At 72.6% G+C, this 21831-nt stretch carries 23 protein-coding genes and 2 pseudogenes; 11 read left to right on the forward strand and 14 right to left on the reverse strand.

Annotated elements, in window-relative coordinates:
* The first annotated feature begins 120 nt into the window (after window positions 1–120).
* Window positions 121–1263: an Mrp/NBP35 family ATP-binding protein gene (locus ABD332_RS49180; protein WP_344512125.1), complete on the forward strand. Its 1143-nt coding sequence runs from the start codon at window positions 121–123 to the stop codon at window positions 1261–1263.
* 114 nt (window positions 1264–1377) lie between these two features.
* On the opposite strand, the gene ABD332_RS49185 is transcribed toward ABD332_RS49180, so the two are convergent.
* Both ABD332_RS49185 and ABD332_RS49190 read right to left on the reverse strand, forming a co-directional pair.
* The gene (locus ABD332_RS49185; RefSeq protein ID WP_344512126.1) at window positions 1378–1824 is read right to left on the reverse strand and encodes a twin-arginine translocase TatA/TatE family subunit; all 447 of its coding nucleotides are present in this window, start codon (window positions 1822–1824) and stop codon (window positions 1378–1380) included.
* A gap of 66 nt (window positions 1825–1890) precedes the next feature.
* Window positions 1891–3192 carry a S1C family serine protease gene (locus ABD332_RS49190; protein ID WP_344512127.1) on the reverse strand — a complete coding sequence of 434 codons (1302 nt, stop codon included), beginning with the start codon at window positions 3190–3192 and terminating at the stop codon, window positions 1891–1893.
* 163 nt (window positions 3193–3355) lie between these two features.
* Between ABD332_RS49190 and ABD332_RS49195 the strand changes: the two genes are divergently transcribed.
* Window positions 3356–3946, forward strand: a complete 591-nt coding sequence (locus tag ABD332_RS49195) for an O-methyltransferase (protein WP_344512128.1) — start codon at window positions 3356–3358, stop codon at window positions 3944–3946.
* Between the two features lie 43 nt (window positions 3947–3989).
* Here ABD332_RS49195 and ABD332_RS49200 read toward each other — a convergent pair whose 3' ends face one another.
* Together ABD332_RS49200 and ABD332_RS49205 are read right to left on the reverse strand one after the other, a co-directional pair.
* Window positions 3990–4577, reverse strand: a complete 588-nt coding sequence (locus ABD332_RS49200; protein ID WP_344512129.1) for a DUF1003 domain-containing protein — start codon at window positions 4575–4577, stop codon at window positions 3990–3992.
* Complete coding sequence (locus tag ABD332_RS49205; protein ID WP_344512131.1) at window positions 4570–5865, reverse strand: magnesium transporter MgtE N-terminal domain-containing protein; 1296 nt, start codon at window positions 5863–5865, stop codon at window positions 4570–4572. The genes ABD332_RS49200 and ABD332_RS49205 overlap by 8 nt, the downstream gene beginning before the upstream one ends.
* An 82-nt stretch (window positions 5866–5947) precedes the next feature.
* Between ABD332_RS49205 and ABD332_RS49210 the strand changes: the two genes are divergently transcribed.
* Window positions 5948–6805, forward strand: a complete 858-nt coding sequence (locus ABD332_RS49210) for a PhzF family phenazine biosynthesis protein (RefSeq protein WP_344512133.1) — start codon at window positions 5948–5950, stop codon at window positions 6803–6805.
* A 23-nt stretch (window positions 6806–6828) separates the two neighbouring features.
* Here ABD332_RS49210 and ABD332_RS49215 read toward each other — a convergent pair.
* Window positions 6829–7719, reverse strand: a pseudogene (locus ABD332_RS49215) (DMT family transporter); the annotation flags it as partial.
* Window positions 7720–7837: 118 nt separating this feature from the next.
* Between ABD332_RS49215 and ABD332_RS49220 the strand changes: the two are divergent.
* The 3 genes from ABD332_RS49220 to ABD332_RS49230 are packed head-to-tail and all read left to right on the forward strand — an operon-like array spanning window position 7838 to window position 9671.
* The gene (locus ABD332_RS49220; RefSeq protein ID WP_344512135.1) at window positions 7838–8560 is read left to right on the forward strand and encodes an HAD family hydrolase; all 723 of its coding nucleotides are present in this window, start codon (window positions 7838–7840) and stop codon (window positions 8558–8560) included.
* Complete coding sequence (gene amrA / locus ABD332_RS49225) at window positions 8557–9162, forward strand: AmmeMemoRadiSam system protein A (protein WP_344512137.1); 606 nt, start codon at window positions 8557–8559, stop codon at window positions 9160–9162. The genes ABD332_RS49220 and amrA overlap by 4 nt, the downstream gene beginning before the upstream one ends.
* A gap of 20 nt (window positions 9163–9182) precedes the next feature.
* Window positions 9183–9671: a hypothetical protein gene (locus tag ABD332_RS49230; RefSeq protein ID WP_344512139.1), complete on the forward strand. Its 489-nt coding sequence runs from the start codon at window positions 9183–9185 to the stop codon at window positions 9669–9671.
* Between the two features lie 14 nt (window positions 9672–9685).
* Here the strand turns inward: ABD332_RS49230 and ABD332_RS49235 are convergent, their stop codons facing one another.
* A complete protein-coding gene (locus ABD332_RS49235) occupies window positions 9686–10504 on the reverse strand; it encodes an SDR family NAD(P)-dependent oxidoreductase (protein WP_344512141.1) in 819 nt (272 codons plus the stop codon).
* 75 nt (window positions 10505–10579) lie between these two features.
* Here ABD332_RS49235 and ABD332_RS49240 point away from each other — a divergent pair, with 75 nt between their 5' ends.
* Both ABD332_RS49240 and ABD332_RS49245 read left to right on the forward strand, forming a co-directional pair.
* Entirely contained in the window at window positions 10580–11521 is a 942-nt protein-coding gene (locus ABD332_RS49240; RefSeq protein ID WP_344512143.1) for an HpcH/HpaI aldolase/citrate lyase family protein, read from the forward strand.
* A gap of 105 nt (window positions 11522–11626) precedes the next feature.
* A complete protein-coding gene (locus tag ABD332_RS49245) occupies window positions 11627–12538 on the forward strand; it encodes an SDR family NAD(P)-dependent oxidoreductase (RefSeq protein WP_344512145.1) in 912 nt (303 codons plus the stop codon).
* Window positions 12539–12566: 28 nt separating this feature from the next.
* On the opposite strand, the gene ABD332_RS49250 is transcribed toward ABD332_RS49245, so the two are convergent.
* Complete coding sequence (locus ABD332_RS49250; RefSeq protein WP_344512147.1) at window positions 12567–12770, reverse strand: DUF4190 domain-containing protein; 204 nt, start codon at window positions 12768–12770, stop codon at window positions 12567–12569.
* 120 nt (window positions 12771–12890) lie between these two features.
* Here ABD332_RS49250 and ABD332_RS49255 point away from each other — a divergent pair, with 120 nt between their 5' ends.
* A complete protein-coding gene (locus ABD332_RS49255; RefSeq protein WP_344512149.1) occupies window positions 12891–14096 on the forward strand; it encodes an acyl-CoA dehydrogenase family protein in 1206 nt (401 codons plus the stop codon).
* Here the strand turns inward: ABD332_RS49255 and ABD332_RS49260 are convergent.
* From ABD332_RS49260 to trxA, 6 genes and pseudogenes are all read right to left on the reverse strand, one after another.
* Entirely contained in the window at window positions 14074–14487 is a 414-nt protein-coding gene (locus ABD332_RS49260; RefSeq protein ID WP_344512150.1) for a CoA-binding protein, read from the reverse strand. The two genes, ABD332_RS49255 and ABD332_RS49260, sit on opposite strands and share 23 nt — an antisense overlap.
* A 115-nt stretch (window positions 14488–14602) precedes the next feature.
* A complete protein-coding gene (locus ABD332_RS49265) occupies window positions 14603–15337 on the reverse strand; it encodes a hypothetical protein (protein WP_344512152.1) in 735 nt (244 codons plus the stop codon).
* Window positions 15338–15347: 10 nt separating this feature from the next.
* Entirely contained in the window at window positions 15348–15890 is a 543-nt protein-coding gene (locus tag ABD332_RS49270; RefSeq protein WP_344512154.1) for a potassium channel family protein, read from the reverse strand.
* 31 nt (window positions 15891–15921) lie between these two features.
* Window positions 15922–16632: a hypothetical protein gene (locus tag ABD332_RS49275; RefSeq protein WP_344512156.1), complete on the reverse strand. Its 711-nt coding sequence runs from the start codon at window positions 16630–16632 to the stop codon at window positions 15922–15924.
* 45 nt (window positions 16633–16677) lie between these two features.
* Entirely contained in the window at window positions 16678–19158 is a 2481-nt protein-coding gene (locus ABD332_RS49280; RefSeq protein WP_344512158.1) for an intein-containing Rv2578c family radical SAM protein, read from the reverse strand.
* Window positions 19159–19428: 270 nt separating this feature from the next.
* Window positions 19429–19782, reverse strand: a pseudogene (gene trxA / locus ABD332_RS49285) (thioredoxin); the annotation flags it as partial.
* 124 nt (window positions 19783–19906) lie between these two features.
* On the opposite strand from trxA, the gene ABD332_RS49290 reads away from it, so the two are divergent.
* The gene (locus ABD332_RS49290) at window positions 19907–20314 is read left to right on the forward strand and encodes a thiol-disulfide oxidoreductase DCC family protein (RefSeq protein ID WP_344512160.1); all 408 of its coding nucleotides are present in this window, start codon (window positions 19907–19909) and stop codon (window positions 20312–20314) included.
* A gap of 113 nt (window positions 20315–20427) precedes the next feature.
* Window positions 20428–20916 (forward strand): hypothetical protein, encoded by a 489-nt coding sequence (locus ABD332_RS49295; RefSeq protein ID WP_344512162.1) that lies wholly within the window; start codon window positions 20428–20430, stop codon window positions 20914–20916.
* A 140-nt stretch (window positions 20917–21056) separates the two neighbouring features.
* Here ABD332_RS49295 and ABD332_RS49300 read toward each other — a convergent pair whose 3' ends face one another.
* Window positions 21057–21815, reverse strand: a complete 759-nt coding sequence (locus tag ABD332_RS49300; protein WP_344512164.1) for a DUF695 domain-containing protein — start codon at window positions 21813–21815, stop codon at window positions 21057–21059.
* Between the last annotated feature and the right edge of the window lie 16 nt (window positions 21816–21831).

Genomic DNA, 21831 nt, shown 5'->3' on the forward strand with positions numbered 1-21831 from the left:
AACGATGTTCCCACCGCCGCGGACGCGGGACAACCCCGTCACCGTTCGGGTGAGTGTGATGCGTTACGACCCACGGGCTGGGCGCCTGAACAGCGGCGGTGGCCGACGTACGATGGCGGCATGTCAGCCCCGGCCACCACCGTCGAAGCCGCGATCGCCGCCGCCCTGTCGACCGTCGACGACCCCGAGATCCGCCGACCGATCACCGAGCTCGGTATGGTGCGTGAGGTCGTGCTGCGCCCTGGCGGCGTCGCGGTGATCGGGCTGCTGCTCACGGTGGCCGGCTGCCCGCTGAAGGACAAGCTGCGGACCGACATCACCGCCGCGGTCGGCGCGGTCGAAGGGGTCACCGGGGTCGAGGTCGACTTCGGGGTCATGACGCCCGAGCAGCGCAAGGAGCTGCAGAGCAGCCTGCGCGGTGACGTGCAGGAGCCGGTCATCCCGTTCGCCCAGCCGGGCTCGCGGACCAGGGTCTACGCGGTCGCCAGCGGCAAGGGCGGCGTCGGCAAGTCGAGCGTGACGGTCAACCTGGCGGCGGCGCTCGCCGCGAAGGGGCTCAAGGTCGGCGTCGTCGACGCGGACATCTACGGCCACTCGGTGCCGCGGATGCTCGGCGCGGACGGCCGGCCCACGCAGGTCGAGTCGATGATCATGCCGCCGTCGGCGCACGGGGTGAAGGTCATCTCGATCGGGATGTTCACGCCCGGCAACGCGGCGGTGGTGTGGCGCGGGCCGATGCTGCACCGGGCGCTGCAGCAGTTCCTCGCCGACGTCTACTGGGGCGACCTGGACGTCCTCCTGCTGGACCTCCCGCCGGGCACCGGTGACGTGGCGATCTCCCTGGCGCAGCTACTGCCGTCGGCGGAGATCCTGGTCGTGACGACCCCGCAGGCCGCCGCGGCCGAGGTCGCGGAGCGTGCGGGCTCCATCGCCCTGCAGACGCACCAGCGCATCGTCGGCGTCGTGGAGAACATGTCCTGGCTGGAGCTGCCCGACGGCCAGCGCATGGAGGTGTTCGGCAGCGGCGGCGGCGCGCAGGTCGCGGAGTCGCTGAGCCGGGCCGTCGGCGCGAAGGTCCCGGTGCTGGGCCAGATCCCGCTCGACACGCGCCTGCGCGAGGGCGGCGACGCCGGTCTCCCGCTCGTGCTGTCCGACCCGTCGGCACCCGCCGCGGCCGCGCTGATCACCGTCGCCGACCGCCTCGCCGTGCGGCGGGAGAGCCTCGCCGGCAAACCGCTCGGTCTCAAGCCCGCCGGTCGCTGATCTCAAGAGCGACAACCGCGGCCACTGTACGAGAGACCGCCTGCGCCGATAACTGGTCGCAGGCGGTCTGTCCGCAGGTAAGGCCGAAGCCTCGCGAAGAACGGCCGGCAGGCGTCAGGTGACGTCGTCCCAGGAGGGGCGGGCCGGGGCGGGGGTCGCGGCCGACTTGGTGAGCGACGTGGGCGCCGCCGTGGGGGTCGCCGCAGGGGTCGCCGTGGCGTTGATGCCCTTGGCGGCCGCCTCCGCGTCGCGCTTGACCGAGTCGGCGACGCCGCGGACCTCGCCGACGATGTCCTGGAGAGGACGGCGCAGGGCGGCCTCGTCGGCCTCGCTCAGCAGGTGCTTGCGCAGGAAGGCCTTCGGGTGGAGGTCCTCGAGCTGGATGTCGGTGCCGAGCTCGCGGCTCAGGTCACCGGTGGCGTTGCGGGCCATCTGGCGGACGTTGCGGAGCATGCGCATGCCGTCGCTGATCGCCTTCGGCAGCCGGTCGGGGCCGAAGATGAACAGCCCCACCAGGATGATGACGATGAACTCCCAGCCACCGAGGTTTTCCAAGCCCATTGCCGGCCTCCTTGCTCTCGCCCGCCAGCCTACGCACCCGTGGCCCCCGCGGGGAGGGCCCACCGGTCACTTCGCGTCGGCGACCAGGGTCACCGAGGTCTTCTCCTTGGTGGTGCCGCGCAGGTACTGGATCTCGACGACCGCGCCGGGAGCGTACTTGCGGATGAGGGCCGTCAGGTCCCAGAACTCCTCCACGGGCTTGCCGTTGACGGCGAGGATGACGTCGCCGGCGTGCAGACCGCCGCCGGCGGCCGGGCCGTTGGCTTCGACGGAGGCGAGGCGGGCGCCGCCCGCGGGGTTGCGGTAGCTCGGGTCGGGTGAGACACCCATCACAGTGCGCCGGGCCTTGCCGGTGTTGATGACGTCCTGGGCCACGCGGCGGGCGTGGTTGATCGGGATGGCGAACGCGAGGCCCACGTTGCCGGCCGTCGCCTGGTCCTCGGAGAGGGTGCCGATCACGGAGTTGATGCCGACGACACGGCCGGCGCCGTCGAAGAGCGGGCCGCCGGAGTTGCCCTGGTTGACGGCCGCGTCGGTCTGGATCGCCGAGTAGTAGCGGGCGGTGCCGCCCTCGCTGGTGCGGATGGGACGGTCGAGGTAGCTGACCACGCCATACGTGACCGTGCTGGTCAGGCCGAGCGGGGCGCCGACCGCGACGACCGGGTCGCCGACCTGCAGCCGGTCGGAGTCGCCGAACTCGACGGGTTTCAGCTGGTCGTCGGGCAGGCCGGCGGTGTCGATCTTCAGCACGGCGATGTCGGACTCGTCGTCGCTGCCGACGACGGAGGCCGGGGCGACCGAGGCGTCGGTGAAGCGGACCGTGGCGGAGCCGTTGCCACCCTGCACCACGTGGTTGTTGGTGATGACGTAGCCGTCGTTGGACACCACGAAGCCGGAGCCCAGGGACGTGCCGGCGCCCACCCGCATGCTGATCGTGACGACGCTGGGGAGGACCTTCTTCGCGAGGGCGGCGACGGTGTCCGGCGGGCGGCCGTTCAGCGGCGGGTTGCCGCCGAGCGTGGATCCACCCAGGACGCCACCGCCACCGCCGGCGAACACGTAGCCGAGGGTGCCGCCGAGCGCGCCGGCGAGCAGGGCGGTGATGATCGACACCATCAGGACCAGCCCGAGGCCGGCCCGCGGTGCGGGGCCGGGCGGCGGGACCTTCTCCAGCGCCGGCGGCTCGTCCGCCGGCGTCTTGACCACGACGACCTGCGCGTCAGGGTCCCGCCACGGGTCGGCGAGGGCGTCGGACCACCAGCTGCCCGGGGCGGGCTGCGGTCGTGGCTGCGCGGGCGGCATCGGCCAGCCAGCGGGGCTGGTCGATGCGCCGTGGCCAGGCTGACGCCAGGCCGAACCGTCTGTCACGATCGGCTCCTCCGTCCGTTTCGCATCCAGCATTACACGGGCCGGCGTCCCACACGTGAGGGCGAGGTCTCCTAGGCTTGCGGGGATCGACGTCTCATGGAGGTGCGACATCCCCCCGTCCGTCAGAGCAGCGCAGCAGTTCGCCGACTTCGTCGACGGCTACGTGCTGGAGGACCCCGTGCTCACCGCGGCCCGCGAGCAGGCCGCCGAGCTGGGCATCTCCAGCGTCAGCCGGGGTGAGGGCGCGGCGCTGCGGGTCGTCGCCGCGGTCAGCAACGCGAAGGCCGTCGTCGACGTGGGCACCGGCACGGGGGTGAGCGGCGGGTGGCTGCTGCGCGGCATGCGCCGCGACGGGGTCCTCACCACGATCGACCTCGAGCCGGAGCACCAGCGGGTCGCGAGGCGGGTGTTCGCCGCCGCCGGCAACCCGCCGTCGCGGACCCGGATCATCAGCGGCCGCGCCCTGGACGTCCTGCCCCGGCTCGCCGACCGCGCCTATGACCTGGTGTTCGTCGACCACGACCCGAGCGAGTACGCGGCCGTGACCGCGGCGGCGGAGCGGCTCCTGCGCCCTGGAGGGACCCTGGTGCTCGCCGGCGCGCTCGGCGGCGGCCGGGTCAGCGACCCCACGATCCGCGACGCGGAGACCGTCCTGCTCAGGGAGGCCGTCAAGGCCATCAGGGACAGCGACGCGTGGGTGCCGGCGATCCTGCCCCTCGGAGAGGGTCTTCTCGTGGCGGCGAGAGCGCACTGACACGCAGTACAAGCGACAAAAACGGCAAAAGCGGCACATAGGGTCAGCGGGTGGAGCGGGCGCGCCGGCGGGGCGGGTCGTCGCCGGGGTCGAAGGTGTCCTCCTCCACCGGCTCGTCCAACGTCTTCTTCGCCTTCTTCCGCTCCAGCTTCGCCCGGCGCACCGCGGCCTCGTCCAGCTCCTCGCTCATCCGCGCCAGCTCCGAGCGCAGGAAGTCCCGGGTGGCGATCTCACCGACGGCGATCCGCAGCGACGCGATCTCCCGCGCCAGGTACTCGGTGTCCGCCTTCTGCGCCGCGGCCCGCCGGCGGTCCTCCTCGGAGGCGAGCCGGTCCCGGTCCGCCTGCCGGTTCTGCGCGAGCAGGATCAGCGGCGCCGCGTAGGACGCCTGCAGCGACAGGATCAGGGTCAGGAACGTGAATGTGTACGGGTCGAACTGCCACGTCCTCGGCGCGAGCGTGTTCCACACGACCCACACGAGGATGAAGACCGTCATGTACACGAGGAACTTCGCGGTCCCCATGAACCGCGCGATCCCCTCGGACCACTGCCCGAACGCCTCCGGGTCGAAGCGGGGCAGCTTCAGGCGCCCCGGCTCCCGCGGCTGGTCGAGCCGCCGCCGGTCAGCCATGATCGAGCGCCCGTCCGGCGGGGCCGGAGGAGCCCGACGACATGGAGGCGGCGTGCTCCCGGTCGCGCCAGTCCTCGGGCAGCAGATGGTCCAGCACGTCGTCGACGGTGACGGCGCCGAGGAGCCGGTCATTGTCGTCGATGACCGGCATGACCACCAGGTTGTACGTCGCCATCCGCCGGGTGATCTCGCCGAGCGTGGCCTGCGGCGCGAGCGGTTTGATGTCGTTGTCCACGACGCCGCCGAGCAGCGCCGACGGCGGTTCGCGCAGCAGCCGCTGGAAGTGCACGACGCCGAGGTACCGCCCGGTCGGCGTCGCCATCGGCGGCCTGGTCACGAAGACGCCGGCCGCCACCGCGGGTGACAGCTGCGGCTCCCGGATGCGGGCGAGAGCCTCCGCGACGGTCTCGTGCGGCGCCATGACGATCGGCTCCGACGTCATCACCGACCCGGCGGTGCCGGGCAGGTAGTCCAGCAGCGCCCGCACCGGCGACGCCTCGTCGGGCTGCATGAGGTCCAGCAGGACCTCCTGCTCGCCCTTCGGCATCTCCGCGAGCAGGTCGGCGGCGTCGTCGGGGTCCATCTCCTCCAGCACGTCCGCGGCCCGCTCCGGCTCCAGCGCCGCCATGATCTCCAGCTGGTCGTGCTCGGGGAGCTCCTCCAGCACGTCGGCGAGCCGCTCGTCGTCCAGGGCGGTCGCGACCTCGACGCGGCGGGTCTCGGACAGGTCCTGCAGCACGTTCGCGAGGTCGGCGGGGCGCATGTTGTCCAGCACCGCGAGGATGCCGGCCGTGCCCTGCGCGTGCGGGGTGCCGGCGAGCCCGACGACCTCACCCCACTCGAGCTGGTTCAGGTGACCGCGGCGGGTCAGCCGGCCGCTGAACTCCCGGACCGCGACCCGGCTCAACGCCCAGGTCCCCGTCCGGTCGGCCTCCATCGCGACGTCCACGACCGTGCCGGTGCGGCCGGTCGCCGGGATGCTCACGTGCCGGTCGATGAAGTCCTCCAGGACCAGCAGCTCACCCTGCCGCTTCTCGAACCGGCGCAGGTTGAGCGTGCCGGTGTTGAGCACCACCGCGTCGGGCTCCATCGCCGTGATCCGGCCGATCGGCAGGAAGATCCGCCGCCGCATCGGCATCTCCGCGACGAGCCCCACGACCCTCGGCGGCTGGTCGTCGGTGCGGGCCCGCGCGACCGCGTCACGCACCCGCCCGACCTGGTCGCCGTTCGGGTCGAACACACTCAGGCCGGCGAGGCGCGCGACATAGACCCTGGGCGCGGTGCTCACGAGGTTCAAGACTACTGAAGAAGACCACCGGCTCGCCGTTGGACCGCCTCCCGCACCTGCCCGCTCGCCTAGGCTTCTGTGCATGAGCATGCTGCGGTACAAGGTGGTCGACGTCTTCACCGACCGGCCGTTCACCGGCAACCCACTCGCCATCGTGTTCGACGCGGATCACCTCGCCGGCGAGCAGATGCAGGCGATCGCCCTCGAGTTCAACCTGTCCGAGACGATCTTCGTGCTGCGCCCGACGACGCCCGAGGCGACCTACCGGGTGCGGATCTTCACCCCCGGCACCGAGCTGCCGTTCGCCGGGCACCCCAGCGTCGGTTGCGCCGTCACCCTGCACCGCGACGGCCTGGTCAAGACCACCGACGTGATCATGGAGTGCGGCGCGGGCCTGCTGCCGATCACCATCGACGACGTGCACGGCACCGCCACCGTCACCGGCGGCACCCCGACCGTCGAGCCGGCCCTCGACCCGGCGCCGCTGCTCGCCGCCGTCGGCCTGACGGAGGCCGACTTCGTCGGGCCGGCGCCCCGCAAGGCCGGGTGCGGGCTTCCGTTCACGTTCCTGTCCGTGACCGACGAGGCGGTGGGGCGGCTGCGGCCCGCCGGGCTCGTCGACAACCTGAGCGTCCTGCACTGGGACGCCGGGCGGCACGAGGCTCATGTACGGGTCCTCGTCCCCGACGCCGGCGTCGCCGAGGATCCCGCGACCGGCTCGGCGGCGATGGGGCTCGGGGTGTGGCTGGTCGCGTCGGGGCTGCTGCCGGGTGACGGGCTCAGCCGGTACCAGATCCGTCAGGGCTCGGAGATGCGCCGGCCCTCGCTGCTGAGCTGCTCGATCACCGCCACCGGCGGCGAGGCGGTGTCCGCGACCGTCTCCGGCCACGTCGTGCAGATCGCCTCCGGCGAGATGATCGTGCCGCCGTTCGTGGGCTGACCCGATCCGGGTGAAGCGGCCGGCGCCTCAGCCGGCGCCTCAGCCGGCGTCGAGGCGCGCCGGCCGCCGACCACCACGATCGTCACGCCGGCGAGCAGCAGCGCGATGCCGGGCAGCGTCTGCGCCGCCGGCAGCTGGTCGAGCATCAGCCACGCCAGCAGCAGCGCGCCCGGCACCTCCAGCAGGAGCAGCACGGCGACCGTCGTCGGCGGCACCCGGCGCAGCGCGTAGTTGATCAGGGTGTGGCCGAGCAGCTGGGGGCCGGCGGTCATCGCCACGATCGCCAGCCACGTCCGCGTGGTGTAGCCGCCCAGCTCCTGCCCGCCGAGCAGGCACGCCAGCCCGAGCAGCGCCGCGCAGACCGAGTAGCAGACGGTCGCATAGGTGCTGGTCGAGATCGTCCCCCGCGCGTGGGCGCCGAGCATCGTGTACCCGGCCGCCGCGATCCCGCCGGCCAGCGCGAGCGCGTCACCGAGCAGCGCGCGGTCCGACAGGTCCGGGTCGGCGCCCGTCGCCAGGGCCACGCCCACGACGGCGACGCCCACCCCGGCCCACGTGCTGGCCGGGACCCGCACTCCCCGCACGACGGAGATCAGCGATGTCCAGATGGGTGTCGTACTCACCAGCGCCACCGACATGGCGACACTCGTCAGCTTGGCGCTGGGCACCCACGTGGCGAAGTGCACCGCGAGCAGCACGCCGGACGCGGCGCTGACGCGCATCGCCCGCGACCGGAACTCCTCGCGGCGCGCCGTGAGGGCCACCGGGGCGATCGCGGCGACCCCGAGCGCGTTGCGCCAGAAAGCGATCGCGAGTGCAGGCGCGGCCGCGTAGGCGATCAACGGCGCCGACGCCGAGACCGCGATGATCGCGACCGTGAGGGCGACAATTGCGGCTATCCCGATCTGGCGCATGCGCCGATGTTGTCACTAGGTGAAAATTGTCAGCGATCCGACACTTGGTAGCGCTCTTAGGCAGTAGACCGGAGCGGTCTGCACTCGTACTTTCGGACGATGCCAGGAGGGCCGAACGGTGTTTAACGCTGTCCTTTTCGACTACTTCAATACGTGCACCACCGCAGTCGTCCGCGGTGACGGCCACCGCAGGACCGCCGAGGTGCTCGGCGTCGACCCCGGAGCGTGGCTCAGCCTCCTCGACCGCACCTTCGACGCGCGGGCCAAGGGCGCCTACGGCAGCGTCTTAGCGGGTCTCCGCGCGCTGTGCGTCGAGCTCGGCGTCGAGCCCACGCCGGCCCAGCTGCGCGAGGCCGCCGAGCTGCGCATCGCCTCGCTCCAGCAGGACGCGTCACCCCGCCCCGAGACCGAGCCCGTCCTGCGCTGGCTGCGCGACCAGGGCATCCGCACCGCCGTCGTCAGCGACTGCTGGTTCGAGCTCCCGACCGTCCTGCCCGGCACCCCCATCGGCCGCCTCTTCGACGCCGGCGTCTACTCGTCGCAGGTCGGCCACGCCAAGCCACATCCGGCGATGTACCGCACGGCCTGCGAACGCCTCGGCGTCCACCCCGAGGCCTGCCTGTACGTGGGCGACGGCGGCGGCCACGAGCTCACCGGCGCCCGTCGCTTCGGCCTCACCGCCGTCCAGCTCGACGCGCCCGACCTCGGCGGGCACCTCACCTTCCACGCCGACCTCGACTGGGACGGCGCCCGCATCACCAGCCTCGACCAGATCCCCGACCTGGTCGCCGGCCGTATGCCGCTGCCCGCGACGATCGGCGCGCCTATGCTGGACTGGTGACGGCGCCGTCTGGGCCTCTGTCGCCGAAGGACGGACGGCTGCTGGCCGGACTCGCGGCGGCCGCCGTCCGCGCCCGCCTCACCGGCGAGCGCCTCATGTTCCGCATCCCGTCGACGGGCGCCCTGCACGACCCCGGCGCCTCCTTCGTGACGCTCGAGCGGGCCGGCGCCCTCCGCGGCTGCGTCGGCAGCCTCGAGCCGGCCCGCCCGCTGCACCACGACGTCGTGGACAACGCGGTGCGGTCCATGCGCGACCCGCGGGTGCCGCCGGTCACCGCCGCCGACTGGCCCGAGCTCGACATCAAGGTCTCCGTCCTCACCGAGCCCGCCGACCTGCCCGCCGCCGGCAGCCGGGAGGCCCTGCTGGCGGTCCTGGAGCCCGGGGTGCACGGCCTGATCCTGACCGACGGCGCCCGCCGCGCCACCTTCCTGCCGGCGGTCTGGGCCAATCTGCCGACCGCCGCCCAGTTCCTCGACGCCCTGCTCCGCAAGGGTGGCTGGGCCTCCTGGCCGCCGGGCCTGCGGGCCCTGGCCTACACCTCGGCCGAGTTCGAGGACCGCTCCCCGCGCCCGCCGCTGAACGGGGCGGCGACGGCGACCTGACGGGCCACCGTTGTGATTGGATGGCAGGCGTGGAACCGCTGGTCGAAGAGGCCGCCAAGAAGGCCGCCGTCGCCTGGCTCGCCGTGCCCGGCGCCGGCCCGGCCTACCTGGTCTGGTGCGCGTGGCTCGGTGGGTCGCTGCTGGTCGTGAGCGGCCCCGGCGAGCAGTCCGCCCCCGGCCTGGCCGGGGCCGGCACCGTCGAGGTCTCCCTCCGCGGCGACCACGGCGGCCGGATCGTCACCTGGACCGCGGCGGTGGAGCGCATGGACCCGGCCGGGGAAGCCTGGGCTGAGCTCGTGCCGCAGCTGGCCGGGAAGCGGCTCAACGGCGGCGCCGACCTCGCGACCAGGTGGGCCACGGACTGCGTGGTCAGCCGCCTCACCCCGGTCGAGGACGCCCCGCTCGTCCCGATGCCCGACGACTCGCAGGCCGCACCGCCGAAGCCCTCCCCGGCGACCCGCCTGCCGAAGCGCCCCTTCCGCCTGCACAGGGTCCGCGGCGCCAAGTAACGAAAAGAGCGGCGTCAGAAGCCGACCGCGGCCAGGCTCGCGTCCCACAGCTGCGCCGCCAGCCGGGGGTCCTCGGTGGCCGCGTTGGGCCTGATCAGCTTGCGCTTCTCGTAGTAGCCGCCCGACACGAGCTGCGGCCGGGGCGTCGCCACCAGCCAGACGAGCGTGTCCGCGCCCTGCTCGGGCGTCTTCGCGAACGGTGTCACCTTCGACATCAGGTTCACCCCGACGCCGGCGCCGAAGCGGCTGCGCACGAAGCCGGGGTGGTAGCTCGCCGACATGATGTCGGGCCACCGCCGGGCCGCCTCCGCGGCGAAGAGGATGTTGGCCTGCTTCGCCGCGCCGTACCGCTTCCACATCCCCGCCTTGCGGTCCCCCCGCAGGTCGGCGGGGTCGATCGCGCCCATCGAGTGGGCGGCGGAGGCGGTGTTGACGATCCGGCCGCTGCGCAGCTGCTCGCGCAGGAGGTGGCTCAGCAGGAACCCGGCCAGGTGGTTGGACTGGATGGTCGGCTCGAAGCCGTCGACGGTGCGGGCGTGCCCGGCCACCACACCGCCGGCGTTGTTCGCGAGGGCGTCGATCCGCTGGTACCGCTGGCGCAGCTGATCCACCAGCACGTGCACGTCGTCGAGGCGGCTGAAGTCGGCCCGGTACGCCGGGGGAGTGCGCCCACCGGCGGCGGCCACCTGGGCGACCGCCGCGTTCAGCCGGTCCGGGTCGCGGCCGACGAGGACGACGTGCGCGCCGCGCCGGGCCATGTCGACCGCGGCCGCCAGGCCGATCCCGGAGCTGGCACCGGTGATCACCACCGTGCGGCCGGTGAGATCTCCCACAGGTGCATTCTGTGCCATCACGCGACGAGGCTACCGTGGCGAAGGTCCCCTTAATGAAGCCTAAGGAGCACCGCCATGCGCCCACGCCGGTCCTGCCTCGCCGTCCCCGGCTCGAGCGTCAAGATGCTCGACAAGGCCCAGGGGCTCCCCGCCGACCAGGTGTTCCTCGATCTCGAGGACGCTGTCGCGCCGCTGGCGAAGCCCGACGCGCGCAAGAACATCGTGGCCGCGCTCAACGACGGCGACTGGGGTGGCAAGACCAGGGTCGTGCGGGTCAACGACCTGACCACGCCGTGGACGTACCGCGACGTCATCGAGGTCGTCGAGGGCGCCGGCGAAAACCTGGACTGCATCATGCTGCCGAAGGTCCAGTCGGCGGGGCAGGTCGAGTGGCTGGACCTGACGCTCACCCAGATCGAGAAGACGATGGGGCTCGAGGTCGGCAGGATCGGCATCGAGGCGCAGATCGAGAACGCGGCCGGCCTCGTCAACGTCGACGCGATCGCGGCCGCCTCCCCGCGGATCGAGACGATCATCTTCGGCCCGGCCGACTTCATGGCGTCGATCAACATGAAGTCGCTCGTCGTCGGCGGCCTCATCCCCGGGTACCCGGGCGACCCGTACCACTACATCCTCATGCGCATCCTGATGGCCGCGCGGATGCACGACCTCCAGGCGATCGACGGCCCGTTCCTCCAGATCAGGGACGTCGACGCGTTCCGCGAGGTGGCGACCCGCAGCGCGGCGCTCGGCTTCGACGGCAAGTGGGTGCTGCACCCCGGGCAGATCGACGCGGCCAACGAGGTCTACTCGCCCGCCCAGGACGACTACGACCACGCCGAGCTCATCCTCGACGCCTACGAGCACTACACCTCGGAGGCCGGCGGCAAGCTCGGCGCCGTCATGCTCGGCGACGAGATGATCGACGAGGCGTCCCGCAAGATGGCCCTGGTCATCTCCGCGAAGGGCCGCGCCGCCGGCATGTCCCGCACGACGTCGTTCACGCCGCCCGCCTGAGCGACCCGCGCGCCCGGGTGGTCGGGCGTGCCCCGGACAACCCGGCGGCCTGAGAAATCCGTGTCGCATTGCCCGGGAGCGGCTCGGGCAGGCAGGATTTGCCCTATGGCACCCGACCTACGTTCCACCGGCCCCGCGGGCAAAGGCAACCGGCGCGACGCGAGCCGCCCTTCCTCGGCCCGCCGCACCCTGCGGGCCGTCCCGTCGTCCGGGCCTGAGCTCGCCGAGGAGCCGGTTGCGGATGACGAGGGCACGGCGATCGACCGCCTCGACGGCCGTGTCGCGCTGGTCACCGGCGCCGGCAGCCCGGACGGCATCGGCTACGCCACCGCCCGCCGGCTGAAGGCGATGGGCGCGGCCGTCGCCATCGTCTCCACCACCCGGCGCATCCACGACCGGGCCACCGAGCTCGGCGTCACCGGCTTCGTCGCCGACCTCACCGTCGAGGCCGAGGTCGGCGCGCTGGCCGACGCGATCGTCGACCAGGTCGGCACCGTCGACATCCTCGTCAACAACGCCGGCCTGGCCAGCAAGGCCAGCCCCGAGGTGCTGCGCCCCGTCGCGCAGCTCACCTACGAGGAGTGGCGCGCCGAGATCGACCGCAATCTCACCACCGCGTTCCTGGTCAGCCGGGCATTCGTCGGCGGCATGGCCGAGCACGGCTGGGGCCGCATCGTGAACCTCGCCGCCACCGCCGGCCCGGTCAACGCCCTGCCCGCCGAGGCGGGCTACGCGGCCGCGAAGGCCGGCGTCGTCGGTCTCACCCGCGCCCTCGCCATGGAGCTCGTCGCCGACGGCATCACCGTCAACGCGGTCGCCCCCGGCATCATCCACACCGGCGCGTCGACGCTGGTCGAGCTCAAGCAGGGCTTCGGCACGCCGATGGGCCGCCCCGGGACCCCCGAGGAGGTGGCCGCGACGATCGCCTTCCTGTGCTCGCCCGGCGCCTCGTACATCACCGGACAGATGCTCGTGATCGACGGCGGCAACAGCGTCCGCGAGGCCCAGTACCGGTGACCCGGGCGCCGGAGGCGTCACGCCGGCGTCAGAAGCCGAGCGCCACGATCGGGATGCCGCAGAGCACCAGCAGCTCCACATAGCCGATCACCAGCGCCGCCAGCGCGAGCCCGTGCCCGCGCTGGCCGGTGCGGCCCGTCTGCGCCCACGCGATGTGCCCCATCAGGATCCCGAAGGGCGGCACCAGGACCGCGCAGACCAGGGCAGCGATCGCCATCTTGTTGTAGGCCACCTGAGAACCATTTCACAGGGGTGTGTGGGCTGCTCACGTTGGCCTGGGCCAGGCCGAGCCGGAATACTTCCTCCATACCTGCCGGTAACAAGCAGGACGCTGACCAATGGAGGTCGATCAATGGCCCGCCTCGCCCAGACGCCCGGTCTGACCGATGTGCAGCAGTCGATTCTGGAGACGGTGCGGGAGTTCGTCGACAAGGAGATCATCCCGCACGCCCAGCACCTGGAGCACGACGACGTCTACCCGGCGGACATCGTCGACGGCATGCGCGAGATGGGCCTGTTCGGCCTCACCATCCCCGAGGAGCACGGCGGTCTCGGCGAGTCGCTGCTGACGTACGCCCTGGTCGTGGAGCAGCTCTCGCGCGGCTGGATGTCGGTGTCGGGCATCGTCAACACGCACTTCATCGTCGCCTACCTGGTGGCGCAGCACGGCTCGGCGGAGCAGAAGGCGAGCCTCCTGCCACGGATGGCCGCCGGCGAGGTCCGCGGCGCGTTCTCGATGTCTGAGCCCGGCTGCGGGTCCGACGTCGCCGCCATCCGCACCAAGGCCGTCCCGGACGGCGACGACTACGTCATCAACGGCCAGAAGATGTGGCTGACCAACGGCGCGTACTCCTCCGTCGTCGCCACCCTGGTCAAGACCGACCTGGGCGCCGACTCGGTCTACGGGAACATGACCACGTTCCTGCTGGAGAAGACGCCCGGCTTCGGCGAGAACGAGGCGCTGCCCGGCCTCACCATCCCCGGCAAGATCGAGAAGATGGGGTACAAGGGCGTCGAGACGACCGAGATGGTCCTCGACAACGTCCGGGTGCCCGGCAGCGCGGTGCTCGGCGGCGCCGACAAGGCAGGCCGCGGCTTCTACCAGATGATGGACGGCATCGAGGTCGGCCGGGTCAACGTCGCGGCCCGCGCGTGCGGTATCTCGATCCGCGCGTTCGAGCTGGCCATCGCCTACGCGCAGCAGCGCCAGACGTTCGGCGCGCAGCTGGTCAAGCACCAGGCGATCGCGTTCAAGCTCGCCGAGATGGCCACGAAGATCGAGGCGGCGCACGCGCTGATGGTCAACGCTGCCCGGCTCAAGGACGCCGGCCAGCGCAACGACGTCGAGGCCGGCATGGCGAAGCTCCTGGCCAGCGAGTACTGCGCCGAGGTCGTGCAGGAGTCCTTCCGCATCCACGGCGGCTACGGCTACTCCAAGGAGTACGAGATCGAGCGCCTCATGCGCGAGGCGCCCTTCCTGCTCATCGGCGAGGGCACCAGCGAGATCCAGAAGACGATCATCAGCCGGGGGCTGCTCAAGGAGTACGGGGTCCGCTGATCGCGTGCACGGCGCGCACCACGGCGATGCACGTGTCCTCGACGTAGTCGACGCCGGCGGCCTCGGCCAGGGCACGCCCCTCGGGCGAGACGATGTCCTGCTGCAGCCAGACCGCCGGCGCGCCGATCGCGATCGCGTCCTTCACGACCTGCGTCGCGTCGGCGGACGGCCGGAAGACGTTCACGAAGTCGACCGGCTCAGGGATGTCGGCGAGGCTGCGGTACACGCGGACCCCGAAGATCTGGTCCGCGAACGGGTTCACGGGGATGATCCGCCAGCCGCGCCGCTGGATCGCCAGCGGCACCGAGTGGGCGGTCTTCCGCGGGTCCCGCGACGCCCCGACGACGGCGATCGTGGCCGACTCCCGCAGGATCTGCTCAGCGCTGCGCATGCCTCGACCGTAGCGCGCGGAGATGCACGCGCGGCGATGGGCGTCGGCCGCCCTGCCCCCGCTGGCAGCTCCCGCCGCGGCGACGGGCGTCGGCCACCGGCCCCTGCCGGGCGGCTCACGCCGCGGCGATGGGCGTCGGTCCGCCGGTCAGTCCTGCCGACAGTCGCGCGCCGAGCAGCAGCGCGTGCACCCGCACCGCCTCACCCGGCTCGCCGACGGCCGCCCGGCGCTCCGGATGCGCCACGTAGTAGCCGATCAGGTCCATCAGGAACAGCAGGCTGCCGTCCACGTCCTCCGGCCGCACCGTCACCGGTCGCGACCGCCCCGCGACGAGCAGGTCGACCCTGGGATGCGCCCGGTCGCCGTTGAGCTCGACCCGTTCGATGCTGCTCCAGGTGTACGAGCGGCCGCCGACCCACACGCCGTCGCCCGTGAGCCGCACCGAGGGCGTGCCGCGCACCAGCCGCAGGAGGCCCCTTGCGCCGGACACGTACATGGCCGCGGCACCGCCGAGCGCGAGCACGGCGACGACCGGCCCGGCGTCCGCGAGCAGCGCCCAGACGAGCACCACCGACCCGACCGCGAACACCCGCCCGACCCGCGCGCACGCCTCGCGGAACGGCCGGTGGAGCTCCCACCCCGGCCGCGCCGGCGCCTCGTCCCGCCGGCGCAGCTCGTTGACGGCGAAGTTGGTGCCGTGCACGACCGCGTTGGCCAGCACGAACGGCGCCAGCACCGGGCTGCCCTCCGGCGCCGCGAGCGCCAGCAGCAACGCGCCCGCGAGCAGCGTCACCCCGGGCGGGACCGCGACCCACAACCAGTTCGACGGATTGCGACGTGGCGCGCTCATGGCCAGAACGCTAGCCACTCCCGTCCCCGCCCGGCGTCACCCGATCGGCCTCGCCGCCGGTGCCCGCGCCTGCGTCGCCGACCCTGCGGCGGACCGCACCGCCGAGGACGGTGACGGCGGCGCCGACGTAGACGAGGTTGAACAGGATCTGCGCGATGACCACGATCCGGGCCGTCTGCCCCACCGCGTGCACGTCGCCGTAGCCGACCGTCGCGAGCGTCGACAGCGTGAAGTACAGCGCGTCGGTCCTCGTGGCCAGCCCGGTGAACTGCCCCTCGTGGCCGGCGAGCAGCACGTACACCAGCGAGAACGACAACACGGTGACGACCAGCAGATTGACCAGCGCCTCCAGGTGCGCGGCGGTCCGCCCGCCGGTGCGGACCTGCCGGAGCAGCTGCCGCCTGAACACCACGACCAGCACCGCGAGCAGGACCACGGCACCGCCGGCCTGCGCCCAGTCGCCCGCGGTGCGCATCAGGCGCAGCGGGACCAGGTAATACAGGAACCCGGCGGCCGCGAGCGTGCACGCGACGCGCCGGACCGGTCTCCGCACAGCTCCACCGTGCCCCACGGCGGCCCTGCGGTCAGGTGACCTGCCGGGTGAGCGCGCCCCGGAGCCGCTCCAGCTCCTCGGGCGTGCCGATCGCCGCGCGCCGCTCAGGCTGCCGGGCGTACAGGTCGATGACCCTGGTCAGGAAGTACAGCGACACCTCGAGCGGCACGTCCTCGCCGGGCCGGAACTCCCGCACCCGCCGCCCGCGCACCAGCTCGGGGCTGCCGACCGCCCACGCGCCGGACTCCGACCTGACGCCCAGGGCGTCCCACGGCACGAACGAGCGCCCCCCGTCGATCGCCAGCCCCTCCGAGGTCAGCACGAGCGGGCCGCTGCGCAGCATCCTGACCGACAACACCAGCAGGAACAGCGTGGTCAGGACGACGATCCCGTACGACATGGCGCGCAGCACCGACAGGTGCCCGACCCGGAACCCGTTGAACGCCATCAGCACCAGCGCCGCGCCCAGCACCCCGTAGAACACGCACTGCCGCCGGAAGTTCGGCTGCACCCTGAACGCCGCCTGCTCCTGCCACACCACGATCGCGAACGTCGACGGCCCCCGCGTCGTGTGCGCCAGAAGAATCAACCCGAACGCGATCCCGATCGTCGCGACGATCAGCAACACCAGGAGCACCGGCACGTACGCGGCCGGGTCGTCTCTGGTCACCACCGGCACCAACACGCCGACCACGAGGGTCGGCGCGAGGAGCACCAGGAAGTCACCGGCACGAGCACGCATGCAACCGAGCTTATGCACGCTAGCTGACCGTTTCCTGACCGCCGATCACAGCAACGACAGCTGCTCACCCACCTCCACCACCCCCGCCCGGCCCCCTTCCACGACCGGTGCCGCCGACGCCCCGGCAGAGCCTCTGCTGAGCGCCCCCGGTGCCGTTGGCTGTCCCGTGAGACTCTTCTCCGGCGTTTCGACCGAAGCGGGGCTGATGGACAGCGGCAAGGGCTCGGCGGTGGTCCCCGGCGTGCCGGGGGCTCTGTCCGCCGGGGCCGGGTCGACCGAAGCTGCTGACTGTGGCGTGGTGCTCTTCGCCTGCGTCCCGGCAGCGGTTGGACTGATGGGCAGCGGTAAGGGCGTGGTGGCGGTCGCCGGCCCGCTGGCGGACCTGTTGGGCGGGGTGCGAGTGGTGGGCCGCGGCGGCGTGTCGGTGGTCGCCGGGCTGCCGGTGGGACTGTTCGGTGGGGCGGTGGTGGGGCTGGTCGCCGGGCCGCTGGTGGAGTTGTCGGGCGGGGCGCTGGTGGATCCGGGTGCCGAGCCACCGGCGATGGGCGGGGCGCCGGTGGTGGTCGGGGGGAAGGGCAGCGGCAAGGTGTCGGCGGCGGGTGGGGGTGGGGCGGCGGAGAGTTGGCGGGTGGTGCTGGTGTCGCCGGTGGGCAGGCCGTGGCGGCGGCAGGCGAGGCGGACGCGGGCGGCGACCTCGCGCTGGTAGGCCTGGCCGGCGTAGGCGCCGTCGCCGTAGAGCTGGCGGTAGCGGGGGGCGAGGTGGGGGTGCTCGCGGGCGAGCCAGGCCTGGTACCACTCGCGGGCGCCCGGGCGCAGGTGCAGGGCCAGGGGGACGACGCTGGCGGCGCCCGCGGCCGCGAGGGCGGCGACGGTGGTGTCGATCGACTCGGCGGTGTCGGTGAGGCCGGGCAGGATCGGGGCCATGAGGACGCCGACGGCGAAGCCCGCGTCGGCGAGGCGGCGCACCACGTCGAGGCGGCGGCGGGGGCTGGGGGTGCCGGGCTCGACGGAGCGCCACAGCGGCTCGTCGACGAAGCCGATCGACATCGAGACGCCGACGGTCGTCACCTGCGCGGCCTGGGTCAGCAGGTCGAGGTCGCGGGCGATGAGCGTGCCCTTGGTGAGGATGGAGAACGGGTTGGCGTGGTCGCGGAGCGCGGCGAGGATGTCGCGCATCAGCTGGTAGCGGCCCTCGGCGCGCTGGTAACAGTCGACGTTGGAGCCCATCGCCAGGTGCCTGGGGGTCCACGAGGGGGCGGAGAGCTCGCGGCGCAGCACCTCGCCGGCGTTGACCTTGACCACGATCTGCGAGTCGAAGTCGTGGCCGGCGTCGAGGTCGAGATAGGTGTGGGTGTTGCGGGCGAAGCAGTTGTGGCTGACCACGCCGCCCGCGATGAAGTCGCCCGTGCCGGTCGTGATGTCGAACATGGGCACGTCGACGCCGAGCGGCTCGATCGCGGTCACCCGCAGGCTCTCGTCGCCGCGGACGAGCTCGCCGGCGACGGTGCCGGTGGGGGTGGCCGGGGCGAACATCAGCCCGAAGCGCAGCCGCTCCCGCACCCCGCCGAGGACCCTGGTCAGCGTGCCGTCGGTGACGGTGGCGAAGCCGAGGACGGTCAGGCACTCGACGAGCCAGTCGACGACCACCTTGTCGACCAGGTCGAAGGCGGGCAGCTCGCCGGACATGTCGCCGGCGGCGTCGAACAGCCCGGCGACGAACCCCTGCCGCCACGCGCGGGTGGGGACCTCGGGCCAGTCGATGACGGCGCTCGTGTCGCGGACGCTGGCGCCGGCGAACTCCCGGTCGTCGGCGGCCATCGCGTGCAGCCCGCCGCAAGCGGTGGCATAGGCCCTGGCCCGGCGCAGCGCGGCGGGCGCGACCGGGCCGACGTGCCCGTCGCCGTGGACGAACCCGCACAGATACCCCCGCCGGTAACCCGGGGTCACCCGGGGACGCTCGGGGAGGGCGCCGAAGCCGGTGAGCCGGTTGGCGGTGGTCAGGTGCGGCCGGCGGGCGCGGCCGTGCCGGGCGCCGGTGACGTGCTTCCAGCCGCGGTCGGATAGGAACCGGTGGTCGCCGGACGCGACGAGGGTGGTGCCGTCGTGGAGGGTGACGCGGTGCGCGGGCTTGACGGTCGACCAGTGCGCGAGGACCTTCGTCGTGACATAGCGTCGCAACCGTCCGTCACGGACCGTGCCGATGATGTCGTCGCCGGGGCGCAGGTCGGCGAGGGGCCGGGTGGTGCCGTCGGCCATGAGGATCGCGGTGTCGCCGGCGAGGCAGTAGACACACGCGTGCGAGCACCCGCGGTAGGGGTTGATCGTCCACTCGAACGGCACACGTGACTGGCCCGGCACCTGGTTGATCAGGGACTTTGCCTGCACCTCATAGAACGTGACACCGCGGAACTCGGGGGTGTCGAAGGTGCGGGCGACGGCCCCGGCCAGTGCGAGCGGAAGCGCTCGCACTGGCCCGGCGTCACCGGTGCCGGGACCGCCAGTCGCCTTCAGGTTGTCCCATCGCACACGCCAATTCGAACACGTGTACGAACGAATCGCAAGCTACGCCTCGACGGTTTCGCCCACAGCGTTCTCGCGCTCCGTGACGCCCGCAGGCTTGGCCTCAGGGTCCTTCGCGGTCTCCGCCTCGGCGGTCTCGGTCTTGCTCGTGTCGGCCTTCGCCGCCTCGGTCTTGCTCGTCTCGGGCTCGCTGGTCTCCGCCTTGGCCGCCTCGGCCTTGCTGCTCTCGGCCTTGGCCGCCGGCGCCGCCTTGGCGGGTGCGTCGTGCTTGGTGGCGTGCTCGGCGATCTGCGCCCGCACCTCGTCCATGTCGAGGTCGCGGACCTGCTGGATCAGCGACTCGAGCTGCTGCTCGCGCAGCATGCCCGGCTGGGAGAACACCGCGACGCCGTCACGCACGATCATCAGCGTGGGGATGGAGCGGATCTGGAACTCCATCGCGAGCTCCTGCTGTGCCTCCGTGTCCACCTTGCCGAAGATCAGGTCCGGGTTGTTCTCCGAGACCTTCTCGAACGTGGGGGCGAAGGCACGACACGGCCCGCACCACTCGGCCCAGAAGTCGACGAGGGTGATGCCCTCGCCGCCGACCTTCTCGGCGAAGTTTTCGGCGGTCAGTTCAACGGTTGCCATGTCTGTCCGATCCTTTCGGGCGGTCGGGTACGCACCGTCATAACCACGTACCCCTTACGGGCATTCCCAACCGGTGGCAGGGCTCACGATGGCGTGGGCCGGCGCGTGATCCATGATGGAGGACATGGATCGGCCGACGTTCGTCTTCGACGGTGACTGCGCGTTCTGCTCATCATGCGCCCGGTTCATCGAGCGGCGCATCAGGCCGGCCGCGCATGTCGTGGCGTGGCAGTTCGCCGACCTCGACGAGCTCGGCGTCACCGAGGACGAGGCGGGCGCCGCCGTGCAGTGGGTGACCGCCGGCCGCGCGCCCACCGCGGGCCCGGTCGCGATCGCCGACATGCTGCGCTCGGTGCCCGGAGCGGCCGGGCGGTTCCTGTGGCGCCCGCTGGGCGCACTGTTGGGGTTGCGACTCGTTTCGGCGTCGGCGTGGCCGGTGTACCGGTGGGTCGCCCGCAACCGGCACCGCATGCCCGGCGGGACCGCCGCCTGCGCGCTGCCGCCGAACCACCCCGCCCGAGCGGGACGCTGACCCAGAAGCCCGCCTGACGGCTGAGCCGGGAGCGCGGCAAGTAAGGGGGCAAACCCGGAGATTTGCGGCTGAGCCGGGCTTTTCGGCATACGCTCGCGAGTGGGAGGTACGCCATGTCGAGCCAGCCCACACCGAGCCAGCCCAGCGCCGGGGTCGATCTGCCGCTGCACAGGCACGAGTGGGACCGGCTCGTCCGGCTGCCCCGCCACGTCCTCGTCGTCGCCAGCGCCGGGGACGCCAATGTCGACGCCGTCGCCGGGGTCGAGGCCATCGCGGCGGGCCAGCGCTCCCGGGCGCTGCTCGTCCGGGGCGTCGTCGCGGCGATCTTCGCCGAGCACGAGCAGGTCACGGGCACCGAGCCGCTGGACCGCGAGGGTGTCCTCGCGGAGTGTGGCGCGGCCGTGCGGATGCTGGCCGCCCGGCTGGGCGCGGACGTCGCGCTCGCCTACGGCGAGTGGCTGATGGACGTCGCGGCCAGCGTCGGCCGCACCGCGTGGCGGCCCGGCGTGATCCGGCTCGGCGGGGTGGAGATCCTGCTCGCCGAGCGGGAGTTCGTCAACGAGATCGGCAGGGAATTGGCGCTGGCTCTGCACCGCCAGTAGAGGACGCGCCGGCGGTCGCCGGTCGGGTGGGCTGGGCAAACCTTCTCATCCGGCTGGCCTCCAACACACCCGGCCGCCGTACAAAGCCGCGAATGCGCGAAGAGCTGCAAATCAGTACAAGAGCCGCAAACGCCGGCAGGTCAGGCCTGCACCATGCAGCCCCAGCCGTCATAGGCGCCGTCGTGGCGCTCGACGACGCCGCGCACCTCCCAGGTGACCTCGTGCAGCGCCGGCGGCTCGACCGCGTCCCGCCGGATCGCCTGCAGCACGAAATCGGCCTCGTCGCCGCGCTCGACGGTCACCGCGAACCCGAGGTCGCGCAGCTCCTGCGCGGCCGCCTCGGCGCGGTCGGTGTCGGGGAAGTACGCGAGGAACTCGACCGGCCGCGGCTGGCTGAGCCGGTCGCCGTGGCCCTCCAGCTCCTGGACGACCTGGTTGTCCTCCATGATGTTGCGCTGCCAGCCGTTGGGGGTGAGCTCCTCGCGGACCCTGCTCCAGCCCGGGTCCGGCTCGAGCCTGCCGGTGGCGGACAGCTCGGGGATGTCCGGCAGCGCCGGTGCGGCCGCGCCCTCGGGCAGGTAGCCGGTGATGCGCCCGGTGTTGGCGGTCACCACCCGGCCGACCATCGCCCCGCGGACGCCGCGCAGCGCCTGCCGCACGGCCTCGTCGAGCGCGTGGATGGCGCCCAGCTCGGAATCGGCGGGCATGCCGCTGGCGCCGTCACCGGTGTAGGTGAACTCGACGTCGAAGCGCTGCGGCAGCCGCGCCACGGGAGCCGCCTCGACGGCGCCGAGGTCGATGTTGTACATCGCCAGCCCGGCGCCGATCTCGCCGGGATACACGGCCCAGCGCTCGACCCATGCCGGCTCGCGCCCCAGCAGCCTGCGCAGCAACCCCACTGCCGTCCTCCTAAAC

Origin of the sequence: Dactylosporangium maewongense, assembly GCF_039531485.1 — a bacterium.
Lineage (GTDB): Bacteria > Actinomycetota > Actinomycetes > Mycobacteriales > Micromonosporaceae > Dactylosporangium > Dactylosporangium maewongense.